Raw genomic sequence first — 20,101 nt, 5'->3', positions numbered from 1 at the left:
GCCGGTTATTTTTCCACCAGCTCCACGCGGCGGTTTTTCTCGCGCCCGCCTTCGGCGGCATTGGTGAATACGGGCGACAGGGGGCCGACGCCTTCGGCCTGCAGCCTTTCCGAAGCGACGGCGTAGTCCTGCATCAGGGCGTCGCGCACAGCCGCGGCGCGGTCGGCGGACAGTTTCTGGTTGTAGGCGAAAGTTCCCGTGGCGTCAGTGTGGCCGACAACATAAAAGCTTTTGTCCGCCATCGTTTCCAGAAGTTTCGCAACTTCGTCCAGCGCCGGTTTCGATTCCGCTTTCAGCGTCGCCTTGTCATGATCGAAAAACAGCCCGTCGATGACCGTGCGGCCAAGCTCTTCAATATCCTTGCCCATGGCTTCGGCGTTAGCGACCACAAGGCCGCTCTCGGCTTCTTTCGTTTCAACCACCGTGACGAGCGCTGCGACTTCGTCTTTTGAGTGCTGCTCCAGCGAGACCAGCACATAGATCGTATCTTCCGCGCGTTCTTTCTTGCCGAAGACAGCGCCCGTGCCGCCGCTCGACGACGTGCCGGAGACCAGCTTGTTGACGGCGCCCGGCTTGCCGAACGCATTGTTCCTGTAATAGACGCCGAGCCAGTTGCCGCCGCCAATTTCGCCTCTCACATTGCTTTCGGGAAACATGCCTTCGGCGATAATCTCGAACCCGGCTTCGACCAGCGCGTCCTTGTAATTCTTCCAGACTTCCGGGTGCGTGCGCTCGCCCTTCAACGAATAAAAATTGCGCGTTACGCGGCCTTCGGTCTCGACCCAATCGCCGATGGCGCGATAGCCCGTGACCGGGCCGACGGGAATTTTGTACGGCAGATAATTGTCCGTCTTGCACCATTCGATGACAGAGCCCGGATAGCGCGTCAGCGCGCCGTGATCTTCGCAGCCCTCCGCGTCGGCGGGCGCTTCGGCTGACGTTTCGGCTGGCGCGTCTTCCTGCGCCATTGCGGGCGACAGCCCAAGCGTTACAGCCGCAATGAGGCTGGCAAACATTGTTTTCATTTCTCGCTCCCCTTCTTGTAAAATTTATTCCGCCGGCGCCGGATTGGCGTTCGGAATTTCCTTCAGCGGTTGCGCCGCCGAGCCGTCATAAAGCGATGCGTCCGTCAGCGTCGTATTCTCGCCCTCCGGATCGGAGGTGTGACGGTTTGGATGCTGGGTGCCGATTTTCACCTCTTCGCCGCGGCGCAGCTTGCCGAGCAGGTCTTCGAAAATTTCCGGCGTCAGATCCTCGTAATAATGATCGCCTGTTTTCGTTGAAATCTGCACCATGGGCGCGTTGCAGCAGGCGCCGAGGCATTCCACTTCCAGCCAGGAAAACTTGCCGTCCTCTGAGACGTGATGCTCCGGTCCGATGACTTTCTTGCAGGTCTCGCGCAAATCATGCGCGCCGCGCAGCATACAGGGCGTCGTGCCGCAAAGCTGCACGTGAAACTCTCCGACCGGCGCGAGGTTGAACATCGTATAGAACGTCGCGACCTCGTAAACGCGGATATAAGGCATATCGAGCTGGCGCGCGATCGCCTCCATCATGGGGATGGAGATCCATCCCGCCTGCTTCTGGCCGCGCCACAAAAACGGGATGACGCAGGACGCCTGGCGGCCTTCCGGATATTTTTTCATCTGCGCGGCGCACCAGTCCTCATTCTCTTGCGTCCACTCAAAGGATGCGGGCTGGTCTTTCGCGGGGCGTCGGCTCGCCATGGTCGTTCTCCTCGCCAGATCGGCATGTGATGGCCGCAAGACATAACCGATTGGCCGCAAAACGAAAGGGCGCCGCGCGCCGCAGACGCCGCGCGAGCGGCGTCGCAACGGGCCGTTGCGGGGGCGGCCGCTTTTTTCTCCGCGCGCCAGACGAATTCGCCAGTGTCGGGGCCGACCGGCGCGCGCAGCATGTCCACAATGTCAAAGAGCCCGCCGCAGCGCGGGACAAGCGCCCCGCCCGCGGCATGACATTGAAGACGGCCCTGTTTGGGGATCGCGCCCGGCGCCTGAAACGCCCGCCGGCGCCGTTCGTGTCAGGCCGCCTTTCAACGTGAGAAGCATCATAAGGCCGGCGCCGGAGGGGGTGGATATCTATCCACCAACACTGGCGAATATGGAAGAATTCAACATTTTTGATGAATTTTTCGGCGGCTGATTCGCGCTATGGTGGTGGCTACTTTCTCCCCTGCTTGCGGTGGAAGCGCCCCGAAGGGCGTAGGGAGGGTGGTAGCCTCACTTTCCGTCTGCTTCACGGGATTCCTCGCCACCCATATACGGGAGAGGAAAAACGCTATTCGAGCTCCACCTCGTTGAGCGCCGCGGCGTCTTCGAAACAGCCCAGACAGATGACGCCGATATTATCCGGCCCCAGCCTGTCGAACGCTGCCTGCGCGAGACTGTTGCACTGATCGCAAACCGCGTCCCACACGCCATCCGGCCCGCGCGACCACCAGAAGCCCACAGGCTCGCCTTTTTTCAGCGAGTCGATGATATGCACGCAGACGAATGTCTGGGGCTGTTTCCCATGCGTGCCGCAGGTGACGGAGGGGACTTTCATGGGGGCTGGTCTACCTGCCTAAGCTTAATTCAATCTGAAGGTGAGAGTTTCTTGCAGATTGGTTGCGCCATCGGCGCTGGATTCATATTGCCAAAGCATGACCGCACTTGCCGCTGGAACGATGAGGCATTCATTGTTTGAACCTGAATGCCGAATATTAAACGTATAGCCGTCCGGTGAAACATCAAAAACAAGATCAACGTAACTCTCGTCCGGCGCGCCTCTCATGCACTTTCCGGGATATTGGGGAGGAAAACGGCAGAGGATCTTGGGCTCTTCACCGATTTGGGCGGCTGCTGTCTGCTCAACTCCAAATCGCTCGGCGTATTTCCGGCATTGCCGCTCATATTTTTTCGAGGCCATAGTTTCGCGGCGCTCCGCATCCCACTTTTCAAGTTCCGGTTCCTCAGCGATAACCGTCTGCGTTGTGGCGGCGAACGCGGCGATGGCGGCGAGCATAACCGCGAACAGTTTCATAAATCCCCTCCAATAATCCCCGAGAAACGATAAAAGACGGGGTCTTTATTGTATAGAGCGAATGCAGGTTTTTAGCAGGCGCGCCAAATCCTTGCACATCCTTCGAGGCTTTTGCTCCGCAAAAGCACCTCAGGATGAGGATCGAGAAAGATATCGCCGCCTACCGATCAATTTCACCAAACACAATATCGAGCGAGCCGAGGATCGCGGAGACGTCCGCCAGCAGGTGGCCGCGGTTCATCCAGTCCATGGCCTGGAGGTGCGGGTAGCCGGGCGCGCGGATCTTGCATTTATACGGTTTGTTGGAGCCGTCGGAAACGAGATAGACGCCGAACTCGCCCTTCGGCGCCTCGACCGCCGTATAGACCTCGCCGGCGGGGACATGAAAGCCTTCCGTATACAGTTTAAAATGATGAATCAGCGCCTCCATGGAGCCCTTCATCTTTTCGCGGCGCGGCGGCGTTACCTTGCCGTCGGTCGTCATCACCGGCCCAGGCGTTTCGCGCAATTTCGCAATCGCCTGCTTCATGATGTGGACGGACTGGTACATCTCCTCCATCCGGCACAGATACCGGTCGTAACAGTCGCCGTTTTTGCCCACGGGAATCTTGAAATCATATTCGTCGTAGGATTCATATGGCTGCGCCCGGCGCAGATCCCATTGAATGCCGGAGCCGCGCACCATGACGCCAGAAAACCCCCAGGCGAAGGCTTCCTCGCGCGTGACGACGCCGATATCCACATTGCGCTGCTTGAAGATGCGGTTGTCGGTGATGAGGGTTTCAATGTCCTTCATCTTTTCCGGAAACTGGTCGCACCAGGCGTCGATGTCGTCGATCAGCGCAGGCGGCAAGTCCTGATGCACGCCCCCGACGCGGAAATAGGCCGCGTGCATGCGGCTGCCGGAAGCGCGCTCGTAAAACACCATCAGCTTTTCGCGCTCTTCAAAACCCCAGAGCGGCGGCGTCAGCGCGCCCACGTCCATCGCCTGCGTCGTGACGTTCAAGATATGCGAAAGAATGCGCCCGATCTCTGAAAACAGGACGCGAATGTGCTGCGCGCGTTTTGGAACCTCAAGCCCCAAGAGCTTTTCCGCCGCGAGACAAAACGCGTGCTCCTGGTTCATTGGCGCCACGTAATCCAGCCGGTCAAAATACGGGATCGCCTGTAAATACGTCTTGTGCTCGATCAGCTTTTCCGTGCCGCGATGGAGAAGCCCGATATGCGGATCGACGCGTTCGACAATTTCGCCGTCAAGCTCCAGGACGAGGCGCAACACGCCGTGCGCCGCCGGGTGCTGCGGCCCGAAATTGATGGTGAAGTTGCGCTCGGAGGAAGCGTCCGACGTTGAATCTTCCGGGGTCAGGTGTTGTCCGTCAGCCATTATGCGTTGTCCTGTTGCCCGGCGAACATCTCGAATACCTGCTTACCGGTCAGTTGATGGGTTTTTTGCGCGAAGGAATAATAATCCGGCTTTTCATCGATAAAGACTTCATGGTCGAGCTTGAGTTCGCCAGGATCGTCGAACAGGTCGATGGCGAGGATGTTCGCCGAGCCGTCTTTCAGCCGCCAGAAAATCGTCGAGCCGCATTGATTGCAAAAACCGCGCTCGGCCCATTCGGACGATACGTAAACGCCGAGCGTCGTTTCATCTTCAAACGACAGCGTGTCGCCGCAATCGATGGCGAAGAACGGACCCGCCGAACTCTTGCGGCACATGGAACAGTGACAGACGCCCACTTCCGCCTTTTTCGGCGCCGCTCTGAATTTCACAGAGCCGCAGAGGCAACGTCCGGTTTGTTCCGTCATCTCTACGCGCCTTTCTCTTCAGCCTTTTCGTCGCCGGGCAGCACATATTGCGCGCCTTCCCAAGGGCTGAGGTAATCGAAATTGCGGTATTCCTGAACGAGCTTCACCGGCTCATAGACGACGCGCTTTTGCTCGTCATCGTAACGCACCTCCACATGGCCGGTCAGCGGGAAGTCCTTGCGCAATGGGAAGCCTTCGAACCCGTAATCCGTCAGTATACGGCGCAAATCCGGATGGCCGGAGAAAACGACGCCATACATGTCGAAGGCCTCGCGCTCAAACCAGTCGGCGCATGGGTAAACGCCGGTGATGGTCGGGATCGATTCATCTTCCGCAACCTGCGCCTTGATGCGGATGCGCATATTGTTGTGCATGGAAAGCAGATGATAGACGACATCGAAGCGTTTTGAGCGGCCGGGGTAATCAACGGCCGTCAGGTCGATCAGCACCAGGAATTTCGCCAGCGGGTCGTCGCGCAGAAAGGTCAGCACCTGCGCGATGCGGTCGGCGCGCGCGTCCACCGTCAACTCGCCATATTCAACGCGCCAGCCGCGAATGTCCGCGTCAATCGATGCGGCGATGTGCTCGCCCAGTTCTTTGAGTTCTTCAGTCATGCGCTTGAGCCATTTGAAGAGTTCTTCGTTGCGGATTTAGTTTTTTGAAGTTGACGGATAGCCCATCCACCCAACACCAGTTGAGCGATAATAAAAGGCGAAGCCAGTATAATGCCTATTAGGCCTTCTGAAATTGCACTTGCCAGCAATTGTGGATCGCCCTGGCCTTTTGAAGGCGTTGCATTCAATACGCCGCCAAGTGGAGACAAAATCGTCAACACTGCGCTCAGAATTACCATTACAGCGCACGCCCAAACGAGCATTCTATTCACCGAACAATGCTCCCTTCACGCCGAATCTTCTTCTGCAATTGCAAAACCCCGTAAACCAGCGCTTCGGCGGTCGGTGGGCAGCCCGGCACGTAGATGTCCACCGGCACGACGCGGTCGCAGCCGCGCACCACCGCATAAGAATAATGATAATAACCGCCGCCATTGGCGCACGAGCCCATGGAGATGACATAGCGCGGGTTCGGCATCTGGTCGTAAACCTTCCTGAGCGCCGGCGCCATTTTGTTGGTGAGCGTTCCCGCCACGATCATTACGTCGGACTGGCGCGGGGATGCGCGCGGGGCGAAGCCGAAGCGTTCGAGATCGTATCGCGGCATGGACGCCTGCATCATCTCAACAGCGCAGCAGGCGAGCCCGAACGTCATCCACATGAGCGAGCCGGTGCGCGCCCAGTTGATCAGCGCATCCGCGGGCGCGGTAAAAAACCCGCGGTCCGCAAGCTGGTCGGACAGTTCGCCAAAAAACGGGTCTTTCGCGTCCGGGTTATAACCGGGCGCCCCGACGCGCGCGCCTGTGCCATAGGGAAGTTTAGACTGGTCTAGCGCCATTCCAGCGCTCCTTTCTTCCACTCATAAAGGAAGCCCACGACGAAAACCGCAAGAAACACGAACATCGACCAGAAGGCGAAAATCTGAAAGTCCCGGTCAGCGCCCAGTTCCGGGTTGAACAGCGTCACCGCCCAGGGGAACAGGAACGCCACGTCGAGATCGACGATAATGAACAGGATCGCGACAATGTAGAACTGAACGTCGAATTTCATGCGCGCGTCGTCAAAAGCGTTGAACCCGCATTCATAAGTGGAGACTTTTTCGGGGTCCGGCTCGTTCGGGGCGATAATCGCCGGCGCGACGAGAAAACCGATTGCGAGCGCCGTCGCAATCCCGAAGAAAACCAGGATCGGCAGCCAGTCGAGCAGGAAATCAGGCGTCGCCATGGGCGTTGCTCCTTGTTGAAACGTGCGGGACGCGCGCAGGCCCCGCTGTCATGCTGGCCGGAACCTAGAAAGCTGCGCCGTCAAACGCAACGCGTTTCGGCCCCGGTGAGGCCGAAAACCGCAGGGATTGGGGGCTGTTAAGCGGCTTTTCGCGCTCTATGGCGCGCCGGCCGCTTCCGTTACCCGGATCGTCGCGTTGGCGGCGGCAACGGGAACAGTCTGCACCGCGCCGGAGGGCCACCGGACGGTAAGCTCCATCTCTTCGGCGCCCGGCCCCAGCCCGAAATGCTGCACAAGCTCGCTCTGGCTGCGCCAGCCTGATTGTGTGGCGACTTCGCGGGTCTGCATTTTTTGCGCGCCGTTCTGCGCGTAGCGCAATTCAAGCCGCGCGCCGACGCCCGAGCGGTTCGACTGCGTTCCGGCAAGGTCCACCCGCAGCCACGCGCCGCGCGCGAAATTGTTTTCAATCAGGACGTTTTCTTCAAGACCGGCGCCCGGCGTGTTCGGCCAGTTGCCGACGAGAATATCGAGATCGCCGTCGAGGTCCGTATCGGCGAGCGCGACGCTCGCGCCATGATGGATCGATGAGCGAAATTGACCGGATGCGGCGCGCTCGAAAGCGCCTTCGCCGTCATTCAGGAAAATCTGGCTGACCGCGCCCCAGTTTGCGACTATCAGGTCAAGGTCGCCGTCATTGTCGAGATCGCCGAAAGTCGCGGCGTAGCTGTAACCCGGCTCGCGCGTAGCGTCGCCGCCGTCCTTCACGGCGAAGGTTCCGTCGCCGCGATTTTCATATAGCCTGTTGGCGAGCCCGTAGAGGTTGGCCGCGTAAAGATCGAGATCGCCGTCATTGTCGATATCGCCCCAGGCGACGGACATGGGCGTGTCGGAATCCGCTTCCAGCGCTTGCCTGTCGACGCGCGTGAACCGGAAACCGCCATCGTTTCGATAAAGCGCAAGACGGCCCAGCGCCGGATCGTTCGAGGCGCGGTTGGCGACGACCAGATCCTGATCGCCGTCATTATCGTAGTCAGCCCAGGCTGCGCCGCCGCTCGGCTGGTCCTCGCTCGCGGGCGGCTGGTTTTCAATTTTGACAAAACGCGCCCCGCCGTCATTACGATATAGATAATTGACGCCGGAATGGCCGAGCCCGCCATTCGAAACATAGATATCGAGATAGCCGTCATTGTCGGCGTCGGCGGCGGCGACGGAATAAGACCATCCGCCGTCTGACGTCAGCGGCGGCGATTCCATAGAAACAAAGTTTGCGGACCCGTCCGGCCGGCGCGTCTGCGCCACGTAATAGTTCCGCTGATCGCGCTGATTGGATAAAAAACCGTCAAGGTCGCCGTCATTGTCGAAGTCGGCCCAGACACTGCCGGATCCGTAACCCTTGATGTCGGCGAGACCTGGCGGGTTCATGGCGACGAATACCCCGCTGCGGTTTTCATAAAATTTGTTGTCCTGCGGGGCCGGCTCCGGCGCTGACACATTGTAACCGTTGGTGACAATGATATCGGCGTCACCGTCCGCATCGAGGTCGGCGAAAGAAACGCCGCCGGTGCTTGCGCGGTCTGTCGTGAGCGGGCCTGCGTCAATCTCCGTGAACTTTTGCAGCGGTTCTTCATCGTCGCCCGGAGTTGCGCATCCTGCGCTTATGGCCGCGAACGCCGCTGCGCAGCCAATCTGAAGTATAAAACGCGGATGTTTCACATCGCCCCCCGTCATTGCCTGCGGATAAGCCGGATCCGTCCCCCGTTACGGCTACCACAATCAAACGATATGAAACTCTTCAGATCGGCAAGCCGGTTTGAAACCGCGATGAGGCGTTTGCAAACGGGGCGTTTTGATATTGCGCAAATGCGTGCCGCCAGATCACTGGCGGACTAGATTTAACAAAGCTGAAGCGGAATATTAATTCGTGTCGTCTGGTGAATCCGCCGGAGGGACCGGCTCGTTCAGCATAGTGTCTTGGCTCAAACCGTCCCAGCTTTCCACTTCCCAGAATCGCTGATCGAGAAAGCCGGCGGCGACGCCTTCCGGTACGCTATCGGGCGTCAAGTGGCGTTGCGCTTCACGGTCTGACGCAAACACGGCAAGATGGGCGATTTCATCCGCGCTCAGATCAATCGTATAACCAAGTTCGGCCTTCTGCAGCTCAATCATCGCAGGCGCGCCGCGCCACATGCGGGCGGCAAATTCCAGAGAATCCGGCTGCCCCGAACCAATTTGCGCGTCCAGCGGGGTCGCAGCTTTACCGCCAACACCGTTGACCGCATGACAAATAACGCATCCTTTCGCAACGAACAGGTCACGGCCCACAGACGGGTCCGTATTGCGTTTCAACGACGGTTTAAGACTGACGCGGGGCGTCGCAGTTGTGTCCTGCGCCTGAGATTCAGCGTTCTCAGCGCTACATGCAACAATAAGCGCCGCGGCCCCCGCCGTGACGGTTAGCTTCCACATCACAATAAATCCTTGTTCCCTCAGAGGCATTTTCGCGCGCTTTTGACCGGCCTGCAACGGGACAAACATGAAAATCACGAAACCCCGGAGGGCTTTACCCTTGATCTCAGGCGGGAATAAGCGATTTCAGATCGGTTGCAGGGTCGGCGAGCGCCGCCGGCTCAACCGTCAGCCCGAGATCGATCAGACGTTTGCCCATGGCGAATGACGCCGGATCATTGATCGCATCGACCGCCAGCGGCTTGTTGTCTTTCAGATACCAGACCGCGAAGCGTTTCGTTTCGGGCGCGCCCCGCAGCACAAGTTCGTCATACCCTTCCGACAATCCCACCGTCTGCAGTTTCACATCGTATTGATCGGACCAGAACCAGGGCAGCGCATCATAGACGAGTGAGCGGCCAGCCATATTCGCGCCCGCAACTTTGCCCTGTTCGATCGCGTTCGGCACCGATTCCAGCCGCATGCGCCTGTTATAACGCGGCGACGGAAAGTTTGTACAATCGCCAGCCGCCCAGATCGACGGATCGTCCGTGCACGCATGTTCATCCACGACAACGCCGTTTTCAACGTCCAGTCCGGCCTCGGAGGCGAGCGACGCCTGCGGCGCGGCGCCGATGCCAACAAGCGCCACTGCGCATTCGATAATCTCGCCGTCAGCCAGCTTGACGCCCTCAAGGGATTTATCACCTACAAAGCTTTCAACAGCAGCGCCGAGGCGCAAATCGACGCCGGCGTCGCGATGTAACTTTTCATAAAATTCCGATACGGGCTCGCTCGCGACGCGCGCCAGCACCCGGTCGGCCATTTCCAGCACTGTAACCTCGCGGCCGGCCTGTCTGGCCACCGCCGCCACTTCCAGTCCGATATAACCGGCGCCGATAATCACCACCCGTCCTTTTACGGATAACACCGGCCGCAATGCGTCGGAATGCGCGAGCGTTCTCAAATAGTGAATGTTTTTTAAATCAGACCCGTCAGCTTGCAACCGGCGCGGCGGGGCGCCCGTCGCGATCAGCAGCTTATCATATAACAGATGCGAATCATTTTGCGTATGAACCGCTTTTGCATCTCTGTCGATGCGGGTCGCCATCTCGCCCAGACGCAATTCAATATTCTGTTTGGCGAAAAATTCCGGCGGCCGAAAGTACAGCCGCGCTTCATCGAGCTCGCCCTTCAAATAGGCTTTCGACAGAGGCGGGCGCTGATATGGCGGCGCCGTCTCCTCGCCGAGCAGGACGATATCGCCCTCGAATCCGGCTTGCCTTAACGAAACCGCTCCCTGCATTCCCGCCTGGCCGGCGCCGATGATGACGGCCCTTTCACTCAACGCAAATCTCCTTTTTCCAGCTTGGCAAAAGCGCAACGGCGCCGGTTTGTCAAATCGCCTTTGCGCCGGCGCTCATGCGCTCCTATCGCTCTGTTTTCTATAATTTTCGCAGAATAAAAACAATCATGATTGATTTTTTTTCGGGCTTGGTCAAAAATCCCGGCTAAAGAACAAAACGTTGATAAAAGGGTGGAACGTTTATGAAGCTGATAGAATTCGGCATAGCCGCAACCATCGCAATTTTACTTTGCGCGTGCGGCAATCAGCAGCCCGATCCGCAAACACCCCCAAGCGACAATCAGCCCGGCGGCATGTCCGCGCCGAACGAGACTATATCTCCATCACAAGCGCCCGGCTCTAAAACGCGCGTGAAATCGACCGATGAATTTGTCGCGCGCACAGGGTCCGCCATTGATGCGGCGACCCATCCCGGCAACGCGCTCTTTGCAGACAATTGCGCAAGTTGTCATGACGGGCGTGTTCCAAAGGCGCCGGCGGTCGTATGGCTCGAAATGATGACGCCTGACGCGATTCTTTCGTCACTGGATGACGGCATTATGAGCCAGCAAGCCTCCCACCTCAGCACGACTGAAAAAGAGCAGATTACGGAATATCTCACGCGCACGGCGCTTGATTCATACACGCCCCCCGCCCCGCCGGCGAAATGCGAAAGCGAAGCGCTGGCGTTTGAGGGCGCGCCGCCGGCAAAACAAAGCTGGGGGCACGATACGCGGCGATTTATTCCCGCAGAGACGGCGGGTATGACCCGTGACGATATCTCCGATTTAAAACTCAAATGGGCGTTTGCTTACCCGTCGGCGGTGCGTGCGCGCTCCCAGCCGGCGATTGGCTGGAATACTATTTTTGTGGGCAGTCAAAGCGGAACGGTTTACGCATTCGATCTCGATACGGGATGCGTGAAATGGACGTTCCAGACCAACGCAGAGGTCAGAACGGCTATTGTCGCCGATGCGGAAACAAAGCGCCTTTATTTCGGCGATATTCTCGGCCGCGCCTACGCCATCGACGCCATGACCGGCGAACAAATCTGGCGCACGCTGGTCGACGAACATCCGAACGCCACGATTACAGGTTCGCCGACACTTGGCGGCGGCGCGTTGTTTGTGCCCGTCTCGTCGCTGGAAGTCACATCGGCTGCGGACCCGAATTACGCCTGCTGCACGTTTCGCGGTTCGGTCAGCGCCCTCGATCCTGCGACGGGCGAAATCAAGTGGAAAACCCACACCATTCCCGAGCCGCCGGCGCAGCATGACGAAACTTCCATCGGCACGGCGATTCTTGGCCCGTCAGGCGCGCCCGTCTGGACATCGCCAACATACGATCCGGAGCGCGACCGCGTTTATGTGGGTTCGGGCGAAAATTATTCCTCCCCCGCGGATGAAAACTCCGACGCCGTCTTCGCCATTGACGCCAGGTCTGGAAAGAAAATCTGGCAGACACAATTCACCGAGGGCGATGCGTGGAATGTCGGCTGCATGATGGGCAATGAAAATTGCCCCGAAGAAAACGGACCCGATGTCGATCTATCCGCCTCGCCGCTGATCGTCACACTGGAAGATGGACGCGTTATTGTCGTGATCGGGCAGAAATCCGCCATGACATACGGTCTCGATATCGACACAGGCGAAATTCTGTGGGAGCGGCGCCTCGGCCATGGCGGCACACAGGGCGGCGTACATTTCGGCATGGCGACAGAGGGAACCACCGTATACGTACCGATTGTCGATATGGCGGACACCCGCGACGCCCGCGAGTATGATGAAACCATCAACGGATCGGGTATTCACGCCATTGATGCGGCGAGCGGCGACATTCTCTGGCGCGCCCATGCGGATAACATCTGCAATGGCCGTGAATATTGCGACCCCGGCATATCCGCCGCCGCCACCGCGATACCCGGCGCGGTTTTTGCCGGCCATCTTGACGGGCGTTTCCGCGCCTATGACGGTGAAACCGGCGATATCCTGTGGTCTTATGATACAACGAAACCCGTGGAAACAATCACAGGCGAGACCGCAAGCGGCGGCTCCATGAGCGGACCGGGCGCCGCCGTCGCTGACGGGCATGTGGTGTTGAATTCAGGATACGGGCTTTACTATCATATGCCCGGCAATCTCCTGCTTGTGTTTGCAACACAACAAGCCGGTTCAGACCTGTAGCGAAGGCGCGCCTTTCGCCCAGGACAGGCCGCGTTTTAATATTTCGATATAGGGATCGATTTCCCACGCGCCCAATTCTTGATGCGGGTAGTAGTCGATGAGCGGCGCCATATCATAATGACCGCGCCGGTGACCGAGCGTGAAATAGAGAATTTCGCCTTTTCCGACGCGCTTTCTGTATAAAACCGGATGCGCTTCCCCTTCCGGCCAGTCGCGCTCGACAAAGCCTTTCGCGGGGCCTTGCGCTTGCGCCTCCAACAATACATCGATCTCCCCGAACAAGCGCATGTAGTAAAGCTCATCGCCGCCCTCGACGACAAAATTTGAAACGCCTTTCAATAACGGATCGTCCTGATCACTGCGTTTCACTTCGTAAGGCGCGATCGGCGGGTGCGCGGCAAACTGGCTGCCGAGCAATTCAACGAACCCCGTGTCGTCTTCGGGCGCGTACCAGCGGCCCTTTTCATTCTGCGCAAGAATTGAGTTAGTGCCGTGCAGCGCCAGCCACCGCCCGCCGCCCTCAAGAAACCGTTTCAGCGCGGCGACTTCCGATGTCTTCGGCAATACATTGCAGGTGTAAGTGACGAGAAACGCCGAATCCGCAAGGCAATGTAGCGATGAATAATCAGGCGCAACGCTCACGCGAAGATCCTCGTGTTCGCTCAGCAAATCGAGGATCGTACGTCTGGCGTAGTCAATATCGTGATATTGCCCGCCGGCAATGAAGTGCGCGCGAATTGCCTTGTCAGTCATTTTAATTGATTGCAATCGTGACGGGATTGCCAAAAGCGTCCGTCGCTTCCCAGCTGTCGCCTGCGGCGCGGCCGCTTTCCAGCATCGTACAGCCGGTGTCCCCGCTTTGCGTCGTGATGCAAAGCTCATCGCCGTCGATGGTCCACTGACCGCCGCCGAGGCTGTCGGTCGTATAGGTTCCGTCCGCGTTATACTGCGCGACCACTTTTGTTCCGTCAGCGTATGTATAGGTGACGCTTGCGCCGATCATTTCATCCATAGTGTCATTGGCGGACGCGGCGCCGGTCAAGGCGGTCAATATTGAAGTGATAGCGATCATGTTCTTCATTGTCTTCTTCTCCCTGTTGCTGATATGCTCGAGACGCAACATATTTCATCTTTAAACAGAACAAATGCGGCCATGCGTAAATTTGAAGATCTCGTTATCGGCGAAAAGGCGACCTCGACTGAACTCACGGTCGATTTTGACGAGATGGTTGCTTTTGCGCGTCAATATGATCCGCAATGGTTTCACGCCGATCCGGAAGCCGCGAAAAACTCTTCTTTCGGCGAAGTGATCGCCAGCGGCATATATACGGCCGCGCTCTGGCGCCGGCTCGATCACGAGATAAACGGAAATGTCGACTTTATATGCGGCGTGGCGTGGGAAAACGCGCGCTGGCCGAAAGCGGTGCGTCCCGGCGATACGCTTCGCGCGACGTCCGAAGTTCTTGAAAAACGCGAATCCGGTAGCGATCCGTCTCGCGGCGTCGCGGTTTTTCTTTACGGCCTCGTCAATCAACATGATGAGTGCGTTTTCTCCTGCCGCAGCATTAACCTGGTCCGGCGCCGGTAGGGGCGCCAGCCGGTTCCGGACAGACCAGAATATCGTCGCCGTCGATTTTCACCGGATAGGTCTTGATCGGTTTATCCGTCAGCTGGCCGATAGGCGTTCCGTCTTTCAGGTTAAACCGCTGACCGTGCAACGGGCAGAAAATGAAACAGCCGCGGACCCGTCCGCCCTCAAGTTCGGTCAACTGGTGCGTGCATTCGTTCTGGACGGCGAAAAAACCTTCTTTGGTGTTGCAGATCAACACGTCGACATCGCCAAGTTTGAACGCCTTGTTTTCGTTTTCCGCGATATCGCTGACGCTGGCGGCTTTGACAAAACCCTCCGTCATGCACGCTCCTTATTTACGCTGATTGAAACGCCGCCCGACCATAGCGGACGCGATGTTGATTTTCTGAATGTCGATGGCGCCGCCCGCAATGCCCCAGCCCCATGCGTCCCGCATGCGGCGCTCCATGCCGAACTCACGCGAATAGCCATAGGCGCCCATCAGTTGAACCGCTGAGCCTGTCACCTCGCGCGCAATTTCATTGGCGTAGCATTTGGCGACCGACGAATCGAGAATACTGGGCAAGCCGTGTTCGGCGTTGCAGGCGACGCGGTGTATCAAAAGCCGGGCGGCTTCTATCCGTATCTGCATTTCGGCGAGACGCAGCTGGACGGCCTGAAAATCGACAATCGGCTTCCCGAACTGATGGCGTTCCTGAACATAACCCAGCACATCCTCAAGCGCGCCGGAGGCTTGTCCCAGCGCCATGGTTGCATTGCCGCAACGCTCAAGATCGAACGCCTCCATCAATTTTTTGAAACCCCCGGCAGGTACGACAATGTTCTCTGCGGGAATTTCAGCGTCGTCGAAAAAAATATCGCTCGAGGGCACGCCGCGAAAACCCATAAGATTTTCCTGCGGTCCGAAACTGACGCCTTGCGTATCTTTTTCTACATAAACGGCGCCGATGCCGCGCGCGCCAGGGTCGTCTGACATGCGGCAATAAACGACATAACCATCCGCATGGCCGCCGCCGGAACACCACCGCTTCATGCCGTTCAGAACAACCTTGTCGCCTTTTTGAACGGCTCTGGTCTTCAAATCCGTGAGCGCCGAACCCGCGTCCGGCTCAGACATGGCGATCGCCACCACAGTCTCACCTTTGCAGACGGCGGGCACAACGCGGGATTTCAATGCATCCGAACCGAAATGTTCGATGGCGCGAACAGGACCAACGCAGGATTCAAAAATCGGAAAAGCAACCGCGGAAGAAATCTTTGCAAATTCTTCCAGTATCAGGAGCGCCTCTATGTTACCGAGACCGAGCCCGCCATATTCCGCCGGCACGTTGACGCCGAGAAAACCCATTTCCGCATAGCGCTTGATGAGATCGTGCGGGGGCGGCTCGGCGTTTTCCTCACAGTGTTTTGCGATCCCGGGCAACTCTGCGCGGGCAAAATTCCGCGCCGTTTCACGAAGCTGAATCTGGTCTTCCGTCAGCCTGAAATCCATGCTCGCTCATCCCGTTTCAACACTGTAAAACAGACTATCGGCGGCAGCGGCCTTTGCCAATAGAAAAACAGACATGATTGTTTTTATTTTGTGGTTGCGATAAGTATAAACATCAAAAAACATCACCTGGAGAGCGGCTTTGACACGATTATTGGAAGGGATCCGGGTGCTTGATATTGGCCGGTATGTGGCCGGACCTTACTGCGCGACGCTGCTCGGTTATTTCGGCGCGGAAGTGATCCGCGTGGAGCGCCCGCGCGGCGGCGAAGACCGCTATATCGCACCGCTGTTCACGCGTGACGACGGCGCGCCTGGTGAAGGCGGCCTGTTCATGCAGACCGCATGCGGGAAAAAGTCGCTTACCCTTAATCTCTCGCATCCAGACGGACTTGAAGCCCTGAAAAAACTCGCCTCGCAGTGTGATGTAATATGCGCAAACCTGCCGCCGAAGGCGCTTGAAAAGCTCGGGCTGGACTGGCGCATGCTTTCAAAAATCAATCCGAAGGCAATTCTGGTCACGCAGACCGGCTTCGGCGCCAGGGGGCCGGACAAGGACAAAGGCGGTTTTGACGGCGTCGCCCAAGCCATGTCCGGCGCCATGTATCTGTCCGGCGCGCCGGATGCGCCGGTCAAGGCGGGCGCGCCGTATGCGGATTTTACCACGGCTGTATTTTCCGCGCTGGGCGTCATGGCGGCGCTGATGGCGCGGGAAAAGACCGGCGAGGGTCAGCATGTGGAAACGACCCTGCTCGGCACGGCGCTGGCGGCGATGAATTCACATCTTGCCGAACAGGCCGTTACCCAGATCAATCGCGCCGGAACGGGCAACCGCGTGCAGACTTCAGGACCGTCGGATGTTTTCGCTACCAAAGACGGGCACATTCTGGTTCACACGGTCGGCGATGGTCTTTTCAAGCGATGGACGGCCATGGTGGAGCGCCCGGAACTGGTTGATGATCCGCGGCTTCAGGGCGATCAGGCGCGCGGCGACGCCCGTGACGAGCTTTGCGCAATCATGGCCGATTGGTGCAAAACCCGCACGACCGAAGACGCGCTCGCGGCGCTGGCGGCGGCCGGGGTTCCGTCAGGCCCCGTTCTGACCATGCAGGAAGCGCTTGATAATCCACAGGCGCAGGCCATGGCGTTTTTCAAACCCACGCATTTTCCAGGCTTGCCGCGCGAAGCGCCTGTGGCCGATTTGCCTATCGATTTTTCAGCGCTGGACGCCGGCGTTTCGGGGCGGCCGCCGCAACTTGGAGAGCATACGGAAGAAATTTTAAAATCGATTGGGTATGATGATAAAACATTGGCCGCCATGCGAAAGGACAGCGTGATTTAAACATGCGCAATCGTATATCCAAGCCGCGGATAATGAACGGCGATGCCGTCGATCGCCGCTTCAGACGGGGCGATGACAATTTCTGTCGCGGTTAGACGCATCAGCCGTCCGCGGGCGGCGCCGCGCTGCGATGTTTCCGGCGCAACGATAACGGTATCGCCGATTCGGAATTCGAGCGGGTCGTTGATATCGACTTCTTCTTCTACAGTAGCGCGTGCATTTTTTGCGGCGTCGTAGGCAGTTTCAATTTCCGTTTCTTGCCTTTCCCCCTCGCCCAGCGCCGCCATCCGCTCTTCCCAAGGCTTTACGTATTCAAAGTCCGCAAACAGATCAGAAACGAAAGGAAATCCGCCGCGCGTAAACCAGTTGACCACGTAACTTTGAATATCGGCCAGACCCGGCGCATCCCCCATCAAAAAGGCGCGCCCGTCAGACAGCTGATCATCAATGAAACGCGCCTGCGCCCGTAATCTTGCGCAAGCCGCAGGGAAACGCGCCTCCGCTTTTGAAAAATCGAGATCCGGGAAAACCTGATCGCGATCCTTGTAAAAATCCTCCGGCCAGTCTCCCGAAAGCTCCCTGATCGCGATATCGAGACCGGCGCGAAAATAGGCCTCGCCCCAGTCGCTCAACATATGCGCGAGGCCCTTTCCGCCAGGATAAATCGTCGGCGACGGGAGGCGCCGCTCCAGTTCTTCTGCAATCAATTGCGCATCAATATAAATATCAGCGCCGATCTGCATGACCGGCGTACCCCTGTAGCCGCCGGTGAGCGCGGTCAATTCAGGTTTCGGCGCAATCATGGGATGGATTACCGACCGCCATTGCGCTTGCTTGATCGCCAGCAGCTTTATTGCTTTTTGGGAAAAGGGCGAGGCGTCATAGTGATGCAAAAAAATCTCATCGGTCATGGTTCGCTTTTCTCCCTGGAAATCTTCTCCGCGCTACTCGCGGTCTGTCCGTATAAAAATTTATAGGCTTCTTTCGGCGCCGCCTGTTCCGCGCCTTTTGCAACAGCGCGCTGCACCCCTTCGCGTTCGCCAATCGCGCGATACCATCGATCTATATTTGGAAAGTCCGGCAACGCCTGCCCCTGGCGCTCATGGTGGCTGATCCACGGCCAGCAGGCGAAATCGGCTATGGAGAGTTCATCAGCGATATAATCACGGTTTTCAAGCCGGCGATCGAGCACGCCGTATAACCGGTTCACTTCGTCTGTATAACGCTTAATTGCATATGGAACATGTTCGCCGGCAAAGGCGCGAAAATGATGCGCCTGCCCCGCCATCGGGCCGAGCCCCGCCATTTGCCAGTAAAGCCACGTCTTAACATCCCACCGGCGCTCTGCAGGAAAAAACCGCCCGGTTTTTTCAGCCAGATATTCCAGAATAGCGCCCGATTCGAAAAGCGTGACCGGGCCGCCATTCGCCGCCTCATCGACGAGGGCCGGCACTTTATTGTTGGGATTGAGGCGAAGATACGCGCGGTCGAATTGCGCGCCCGACAAGATATCTACGTGATGAACACGATAGGTGAGCGCGCACTCTTCCAGCATGATCGCCGCTTTCAGGCAGTTGGGCGACGGAAAACTAAAATAGTGGAGCATTTTCAATTACTTAATTGCCATCAAACCGAATCTCGCCCAGATCGGCGCCAATCTACGATCAAACCAATTTAAAAACAATCATGTCTGTTTTTCTTTTCATGGCCTGCAGTGCGTGATAGCCTTGGTTTCACTAAAAAATGAAAGAAAAGGGTGCTTCAGATGGACCCCCAATCGACCGAACAAATTAAAGCGGGAATGGACTATGAGAAGGCGCGAAACGGTCCGCCGGAGGGCTTTCCCGCCCTCAAGCCGGTCCCTTCCGCCCGGTACGTCGATGCTGAGTTCAACAAGCTTGAAAAGGAGTATCTCTGGAAAAAGAGCTGGGTTTACGCCTGTCATATGGATGAGCTGCCGGAGAAGGGAAGCTATGTTCTCTGGAAGCGGCTCGGTTCGCCAATCCTGATCATTCGCGGCAAGGACGACAAGGTTCGCGCTTTTTACAACACCTGCCGCCACCGCGGCGGCCCACTCGTCAAGGACAACGCAGGACGGCGAAACCTGTTCGTATGCGGATATCATGGCTGGAGTTACGATCACGAAGGCAATCTCGTCGCGATTCGCGACCCGCGCGATTTCCCGGATTTTGATAAATCATGTCTGGGACTCATACCCGTGCGGTGTGAGAATTTCGGCGCCTGGGTGTTTATCAATTGCGACGAAGACGCAGAACCGCTGATGGATTATCTCGGTCCTGTCGCGGAACAGATGGCGGAATTTCAACCGGACAAGATCCGCCTGGCGAACAAGGCGGAATATGAAATCAACTGCAATGTAAAGGTTCTGCTGGACGCCTTCCTGGAAACATATCATCTGAAATCCATCCATCAGCAAACGGTGGACCGGTTTCTGGACCATCTCGGCACATATATAGAGTTATGGCCCAATGGACATTCGCGCATGACAACGCCGAACCGCCGGCCTGAATGGAAAGATCCGGGCGCTGCAGGCCTGCCCGAGCTCGACTCGGTCGGCGAGATCGCGCGCGACAATAATGTTTCGTATAATATTTATCCGAACATTGTCTGCCCGCCCTCGCCCACGGGAATGCCGTTTATAATATTCTGGCCGAAAACCTTGAACACCATGACGCTGGAATGCATCTGGTTTTCACCCGACTGGGGCGACGGGCCATTGCCAAAAATCTGGGAGACCCGTCTCGATAATTTTGAGCGGATTCTAGAAGAAGACACGCAGTTTGCGCCGCAAATTCAGGCCTCTGTCGAATCCGATGGATTTAAGGGGATTCCGCTGTCCTATCAGGAACGCCGAATTTACCATTGGCATGAAGAGCTCGACCGGCGTATTGGCCGAAACAACGTACCTGAAACCGCGCGCGTCGAGCCGATGCTTTCAAATTATATCGAACGCCCGCAAGCGCGTAACGCTGCTGAATAAGTATCGGATTGGAACC

Annotated in this window: 23 protein-coding genes; 4 read left to right on the top strand and 19 right to left on the bottom strand. The window is 57.6% G+C overall.

Annotation, left to right across the window (positions count from 1 at the left end; genetic code table 11):
* Positions 1-5: 5 nt before the first annotated feature.
* From ACQK2Q_RS01120 to ACQK2Q_RS01060, 13 genes are all read right to left on the bottom strand, one after another.
* Positions 6-1,025, bottom strand: a complete 1,020-nt coding sequence (locus tag ACQK2Q_RS01120) for an OmpA family protein (protein WP_425407918.1) — start codon at positions 1,023-1,025, stop codon at positions 6-8.
* Positions 1,026-1,049: 24 nt separating this feature from the next.
* Positions 1,050-1,727, bottom strand: a complete 678-nt coding sequence (gene nuoE / locus ACQK2Q_RS01115; RefSeq protein WP_425407917.1) for an NADH-quinone oxidoreductase subunit NuoE — start codon at positions 1,725-1,727, stop codon at positions 1,050-1,052.
* Positions 1,728-2,298: 571 nt separating this feature from the next.
* Positions 2,299-2,565 carry a hypothetical protein gene (locus ACQK2Q_RS01110; protein WP_425407916.1) on the bottom strand — a complete coding sequence of 89 codons (267 nt, stop codon included), beginning with the start codon at positions 2,563-2,565 and terminating at the stop codon, positions 2,299-2,301.
* 24 nt (positions 2,566-2,589) lie between these two features.
* The gene (locus ACQK2Q_RS01105) at positions 2,590-3,042 is read right to left on the bottom strand and encodes a hypothetical protein (protein ID WP_425407915.1); all 453 of its coding nucleotides are present in this window, start codon (positions 3,040-3,042) and stop codon (positions 2,590-2,592) included.
* A gap of 160 nt (positions 3,043-3,202) precedes the next feature.
* Entirely contained in the window at positions 3,203-4,426 is a 1,224-nt protein-coding gene (locus ACQK2Q_RS01100; protein ID WP_425407914.1) for an NADH-quinone oxidoreductase subunit D, read from the bottom strand.
* Positions 4,426-4,851 carry a GFA family protein gene (locus ACQK2Q_RS01095; protein ID WP_425407913.1) on the bottom strand — a complete coding sequence of 142 codons (426 nt, stop codon included), beginning with the start codon at positions 4,849-4,851 and terminating at the stop codon, positions 4,426-4,428. The genes ACQK2Q_RS01100 and ACQK2Q_RS01095 overlap by 1 nt, the downstream gene beginning before the upstream one ends.
* A gap of 2 nt (positions 4,852-4,853) precedes the next feature.
* Positions 4,854-5,465, bottom strand: a complete 612-nt coding sequence (locus tag ACQK2Q_RS01090; protein ID WP_425407912.1) for an NADH-quinone oxidoreductase subunit C — start codon at positions 5,463-5,465, stop codon at positions 4,854-4,856.
* The gene (locus tag ACQK2Q_RS01085; protein ID WP_425407911.1) at positions 5,462-5,737 is read right to left on the bottom strand and encodes a hypothetical protein; all 276 of its coding nucleotides are present in this window, start codon (positions 5,735-5,737) and stop codon (positions 5,462-5,464) included. The genes ACQK2Q_RS01090 and ACQK2Q_RS01085 overlap by 4 nt, the downstream gene beginning before the upstream one ends.
* Entirely contained in the window at positions 5,734-6,303 is a 570-nt protein-coding gene (locus ACQK2Q_RS01080; RefSeq protein WP_425407910.1) for a NuoB/complex I 20 kDa subunit family protein, read from the bottom strand. Before ACQK2Q_RS01080 ends, ACQK2Q_RS01085 begins: the two co-directional genes overlap by 4 nt.
* On the bottom strand, positions 6,294-6,689 hold the full coding sequence (gene ndhC, locus ACQK2Q_RS01075; RefSeq protein WP_425407909.1) for an NADH-quinone oxidoreductase subunit A: 396 nt from the start codon (positions 6,687-6,689) through the stop codon (positions 6,294-6,296). The genes ACQK2Q_RS01080 and ndhC overlap by 10 nt, the downstream gene beginning before the upstream one ends.
* 156 nt (positions 6,690-6,845) lie before the next feature.
* Positions 6,846-8,402: a CRTAC1 family protein gene (locus tag ACQK2Q_RS01070; RefSeq protein WP_425407908.1), complete on the bottom strand. Its 1,557-nt coding sequence runs from the start codon at positions 8,400-8,402 to the stop codon at positions 6,846-6,848.
* Positions 8,403-8,603: 201 nt separating this feature from the next.
* Positions 8,604-9,155, bottom strand: a complete 552-nt coding sequence (locus ACQK2Q_RS01065; protein ID WP_425407907.1) for a hypothetical protein — start codon at positions 9,153-9,155, stop codon at positions 8,604-8,606.
* A gap of 106 nt (positions 9,156-9,261) precedes the next feature.
* Positions 9,262-10,482: an NAD(P)/FAD-dependent oxidoreductase gene (locus ACQK2Q_RS01060; protein ID WP_425407906.1), complete on the bottom strand. Its 1,221-nt coding sequence runs from the start codon at positions 10,480-10,482 to the stop codon at positions 9,262-9,264.
* A 200-nt stretch (positions 10,483-10,682) separates the two neighbouring features.
* Here ACQK2Q_RS01060 and ACQK2Q_RS01055 point away from each other — a divergent pair, with 200 nt between their 5' ends.
* Complete coding sequence (locus ACQK2Q_RS01055) at positions 10,683-12,662, top strand: PQQ-binding-like beta-propeller repeat protein (RefSeq protein ID WP_425407905.1); 1,980 nt, start codon at positions 10,683-10,685, stop codon at positions 12,660-12,662.
* Here the strand turns inward: ACQK2Q_RS01055 and ACQK2Q_RS01050 are convergent.
* Together ACQK2Q_RS01050 and ACQK2Q_RS01045 are read right to left on the bottom strand one after the other, a co-directional pair.
* Entirely contained in the window at positions 12,651-13,415 is a 765-nt protein-coding gene (locus tag ACQK2Q_RS01050; RefSeq protein WP_425407904.1) for a ThuA domain-containing protein, read from the bottom strand. The two genes, ACQK2Q_RS01055 and ACQK2Q_RS01050, sit on opposite strands and share 12 nt — an antisense overlap.
* A gap of 1 nt (position 13,416) precedes the next feature.
* The gene (locus ACQK2Q_RS01045; protein WP_425407903.1) at positions 13,417-13,743 is read right to left on the bottom strand and encodes a hypothetical protein; all 327 of its coding nucleotides are present in this window, start codon (positions 13,741-13,743) and stop codon (positions 13,417-13,419) included.
* A gap of 72 nt (positions 13,744-13,815) precedes the next feature.
* Between ACQK2Q_RS01045 and ACQK2Q_RS01040 the strand changes: the two genes are divergently transcribed.
* Positions 13,816-14,250, top strand: coding sequence for a MaoC family dehydratase (locus tag ACQK2Q_RS01040; protein ID WP_425407902.1), 435 nt, complete (start codon positions 13,816-13,818; stop codon positions 14,248-14,250).
* Here ACQK2Q_RS01040 and ACQK2Q_RS01035 read toward each other — a convergent pair.
* A complete protein-coding gene (locus ACQK2Q_RS01035) occupies positions 14,228-14,575 on the bottom strand; it encodes a Rieske (2Fe-2S) protein (protein WP_425407901.1) in 348 nt (115 codons plus the stop codon). The genes ACQK2Q_RS01040 and ACQK2Q_RS01035 overlap by 23 nt on opposite strands.
* A 9-nt stretch (positions 14,576-14,584) precedes the next feature.
* On the bottom strand, positions 14,585-15,745 hold the full coding sequence (locus ACQK2Q_RS01030) for an acyl-CoA dehydrogenase family protein (protein WP_425407900.1): 1,161 nt from the start codon (positions 15,743-15,745) through the stop codon (positions 14,585-14,587).
* Between the two features lie 139 nt (positions 15,746-15,884).
* On the opposite strand from ACQK2Q_RS01030, the gene ACQK2Q_RS01025 reads away from it, so the two are divergent.
* Positions 15,885-17,084: a CaiB/BaiF CoA transferase family protein gene (locus tag ACQK2Q_RS01025; RefSeq protein WP_425407899.1), complete on the top strand. Its 1,200-nt coding sequence runs from the start codon at positions 15,885-15,887 to the stop codon at positions 17,082-17,084.
* Here ACQK2Q_RS01025 and ACQK2Q_RS01020 read toward each other — a convergent pair.
* Together ACQK2Q_RS01020 and ACQK2Q_RS01015 are read right to left on the bottom strand one after the other, a co-directional pair.
* Positions 17,081-17,995 carry a glutathione S-transferase family protein gene (locus ACQK2Q_RS01020; RefSeq protein WP_425407898.1) on the bottom strand — a complete coding sequence of 305 codons (915 nt, stop codon included), beginning with the start codon at positions 17,993-17,995 and terminating at the stop codon, positions 17,081-17,083. The genes ACQK2Q_RS01025 and ACQK2Q_RS01020 overlap by 4 nt on opposite strands.
* A complete protein-coding gene (locus ACQK2Q_RS01015; RefSeq protein WP_425407897.1) occupies positions 17,992-18,690 on the bottom strand; it encodes a glutathione S-transferase family protein in 699 nt (232 codons plus the stop codon). The genes ACQK2Q_RS01020 and ACQK2Q_RS01015 overlap by 4 nt, the downstream gene beginning before the upstream one ends.
* Positions 18,691-18,849: 159 nt before the next feature.
* Here ACQK2Q_RS01015 and ACQK2Q_RS01010 point away from each other — a divergent pair, with 159 nt between their 5' ends.
* Positions 18,850-20,085: an aromatic ring-hydroxylating oxygenase subunit alpha gene (locus ACQK2Q_RS01010; protein ID WP_425407896.1), complete on the top strand. Its 1,236-nt coding sequence runs from the start codon at positions 18,850-18,852 to the stop codon at positions 20,083-20,085.
* Positions 20,086-20,101 lie beyond the last annotated feature (16 nt).

Source organism: Hyphococcus sp. (assembly GCF_965228385.1).
Taxonomy (GTDB): Bacteria; Pseudomonadota; Alphaproteobacteria; order Caulobacterales; family Parvularculaceae; genus Hyphococcus.
This window is presented reverse-complemented; position numbering and strand designations above follow the sequence as displayed.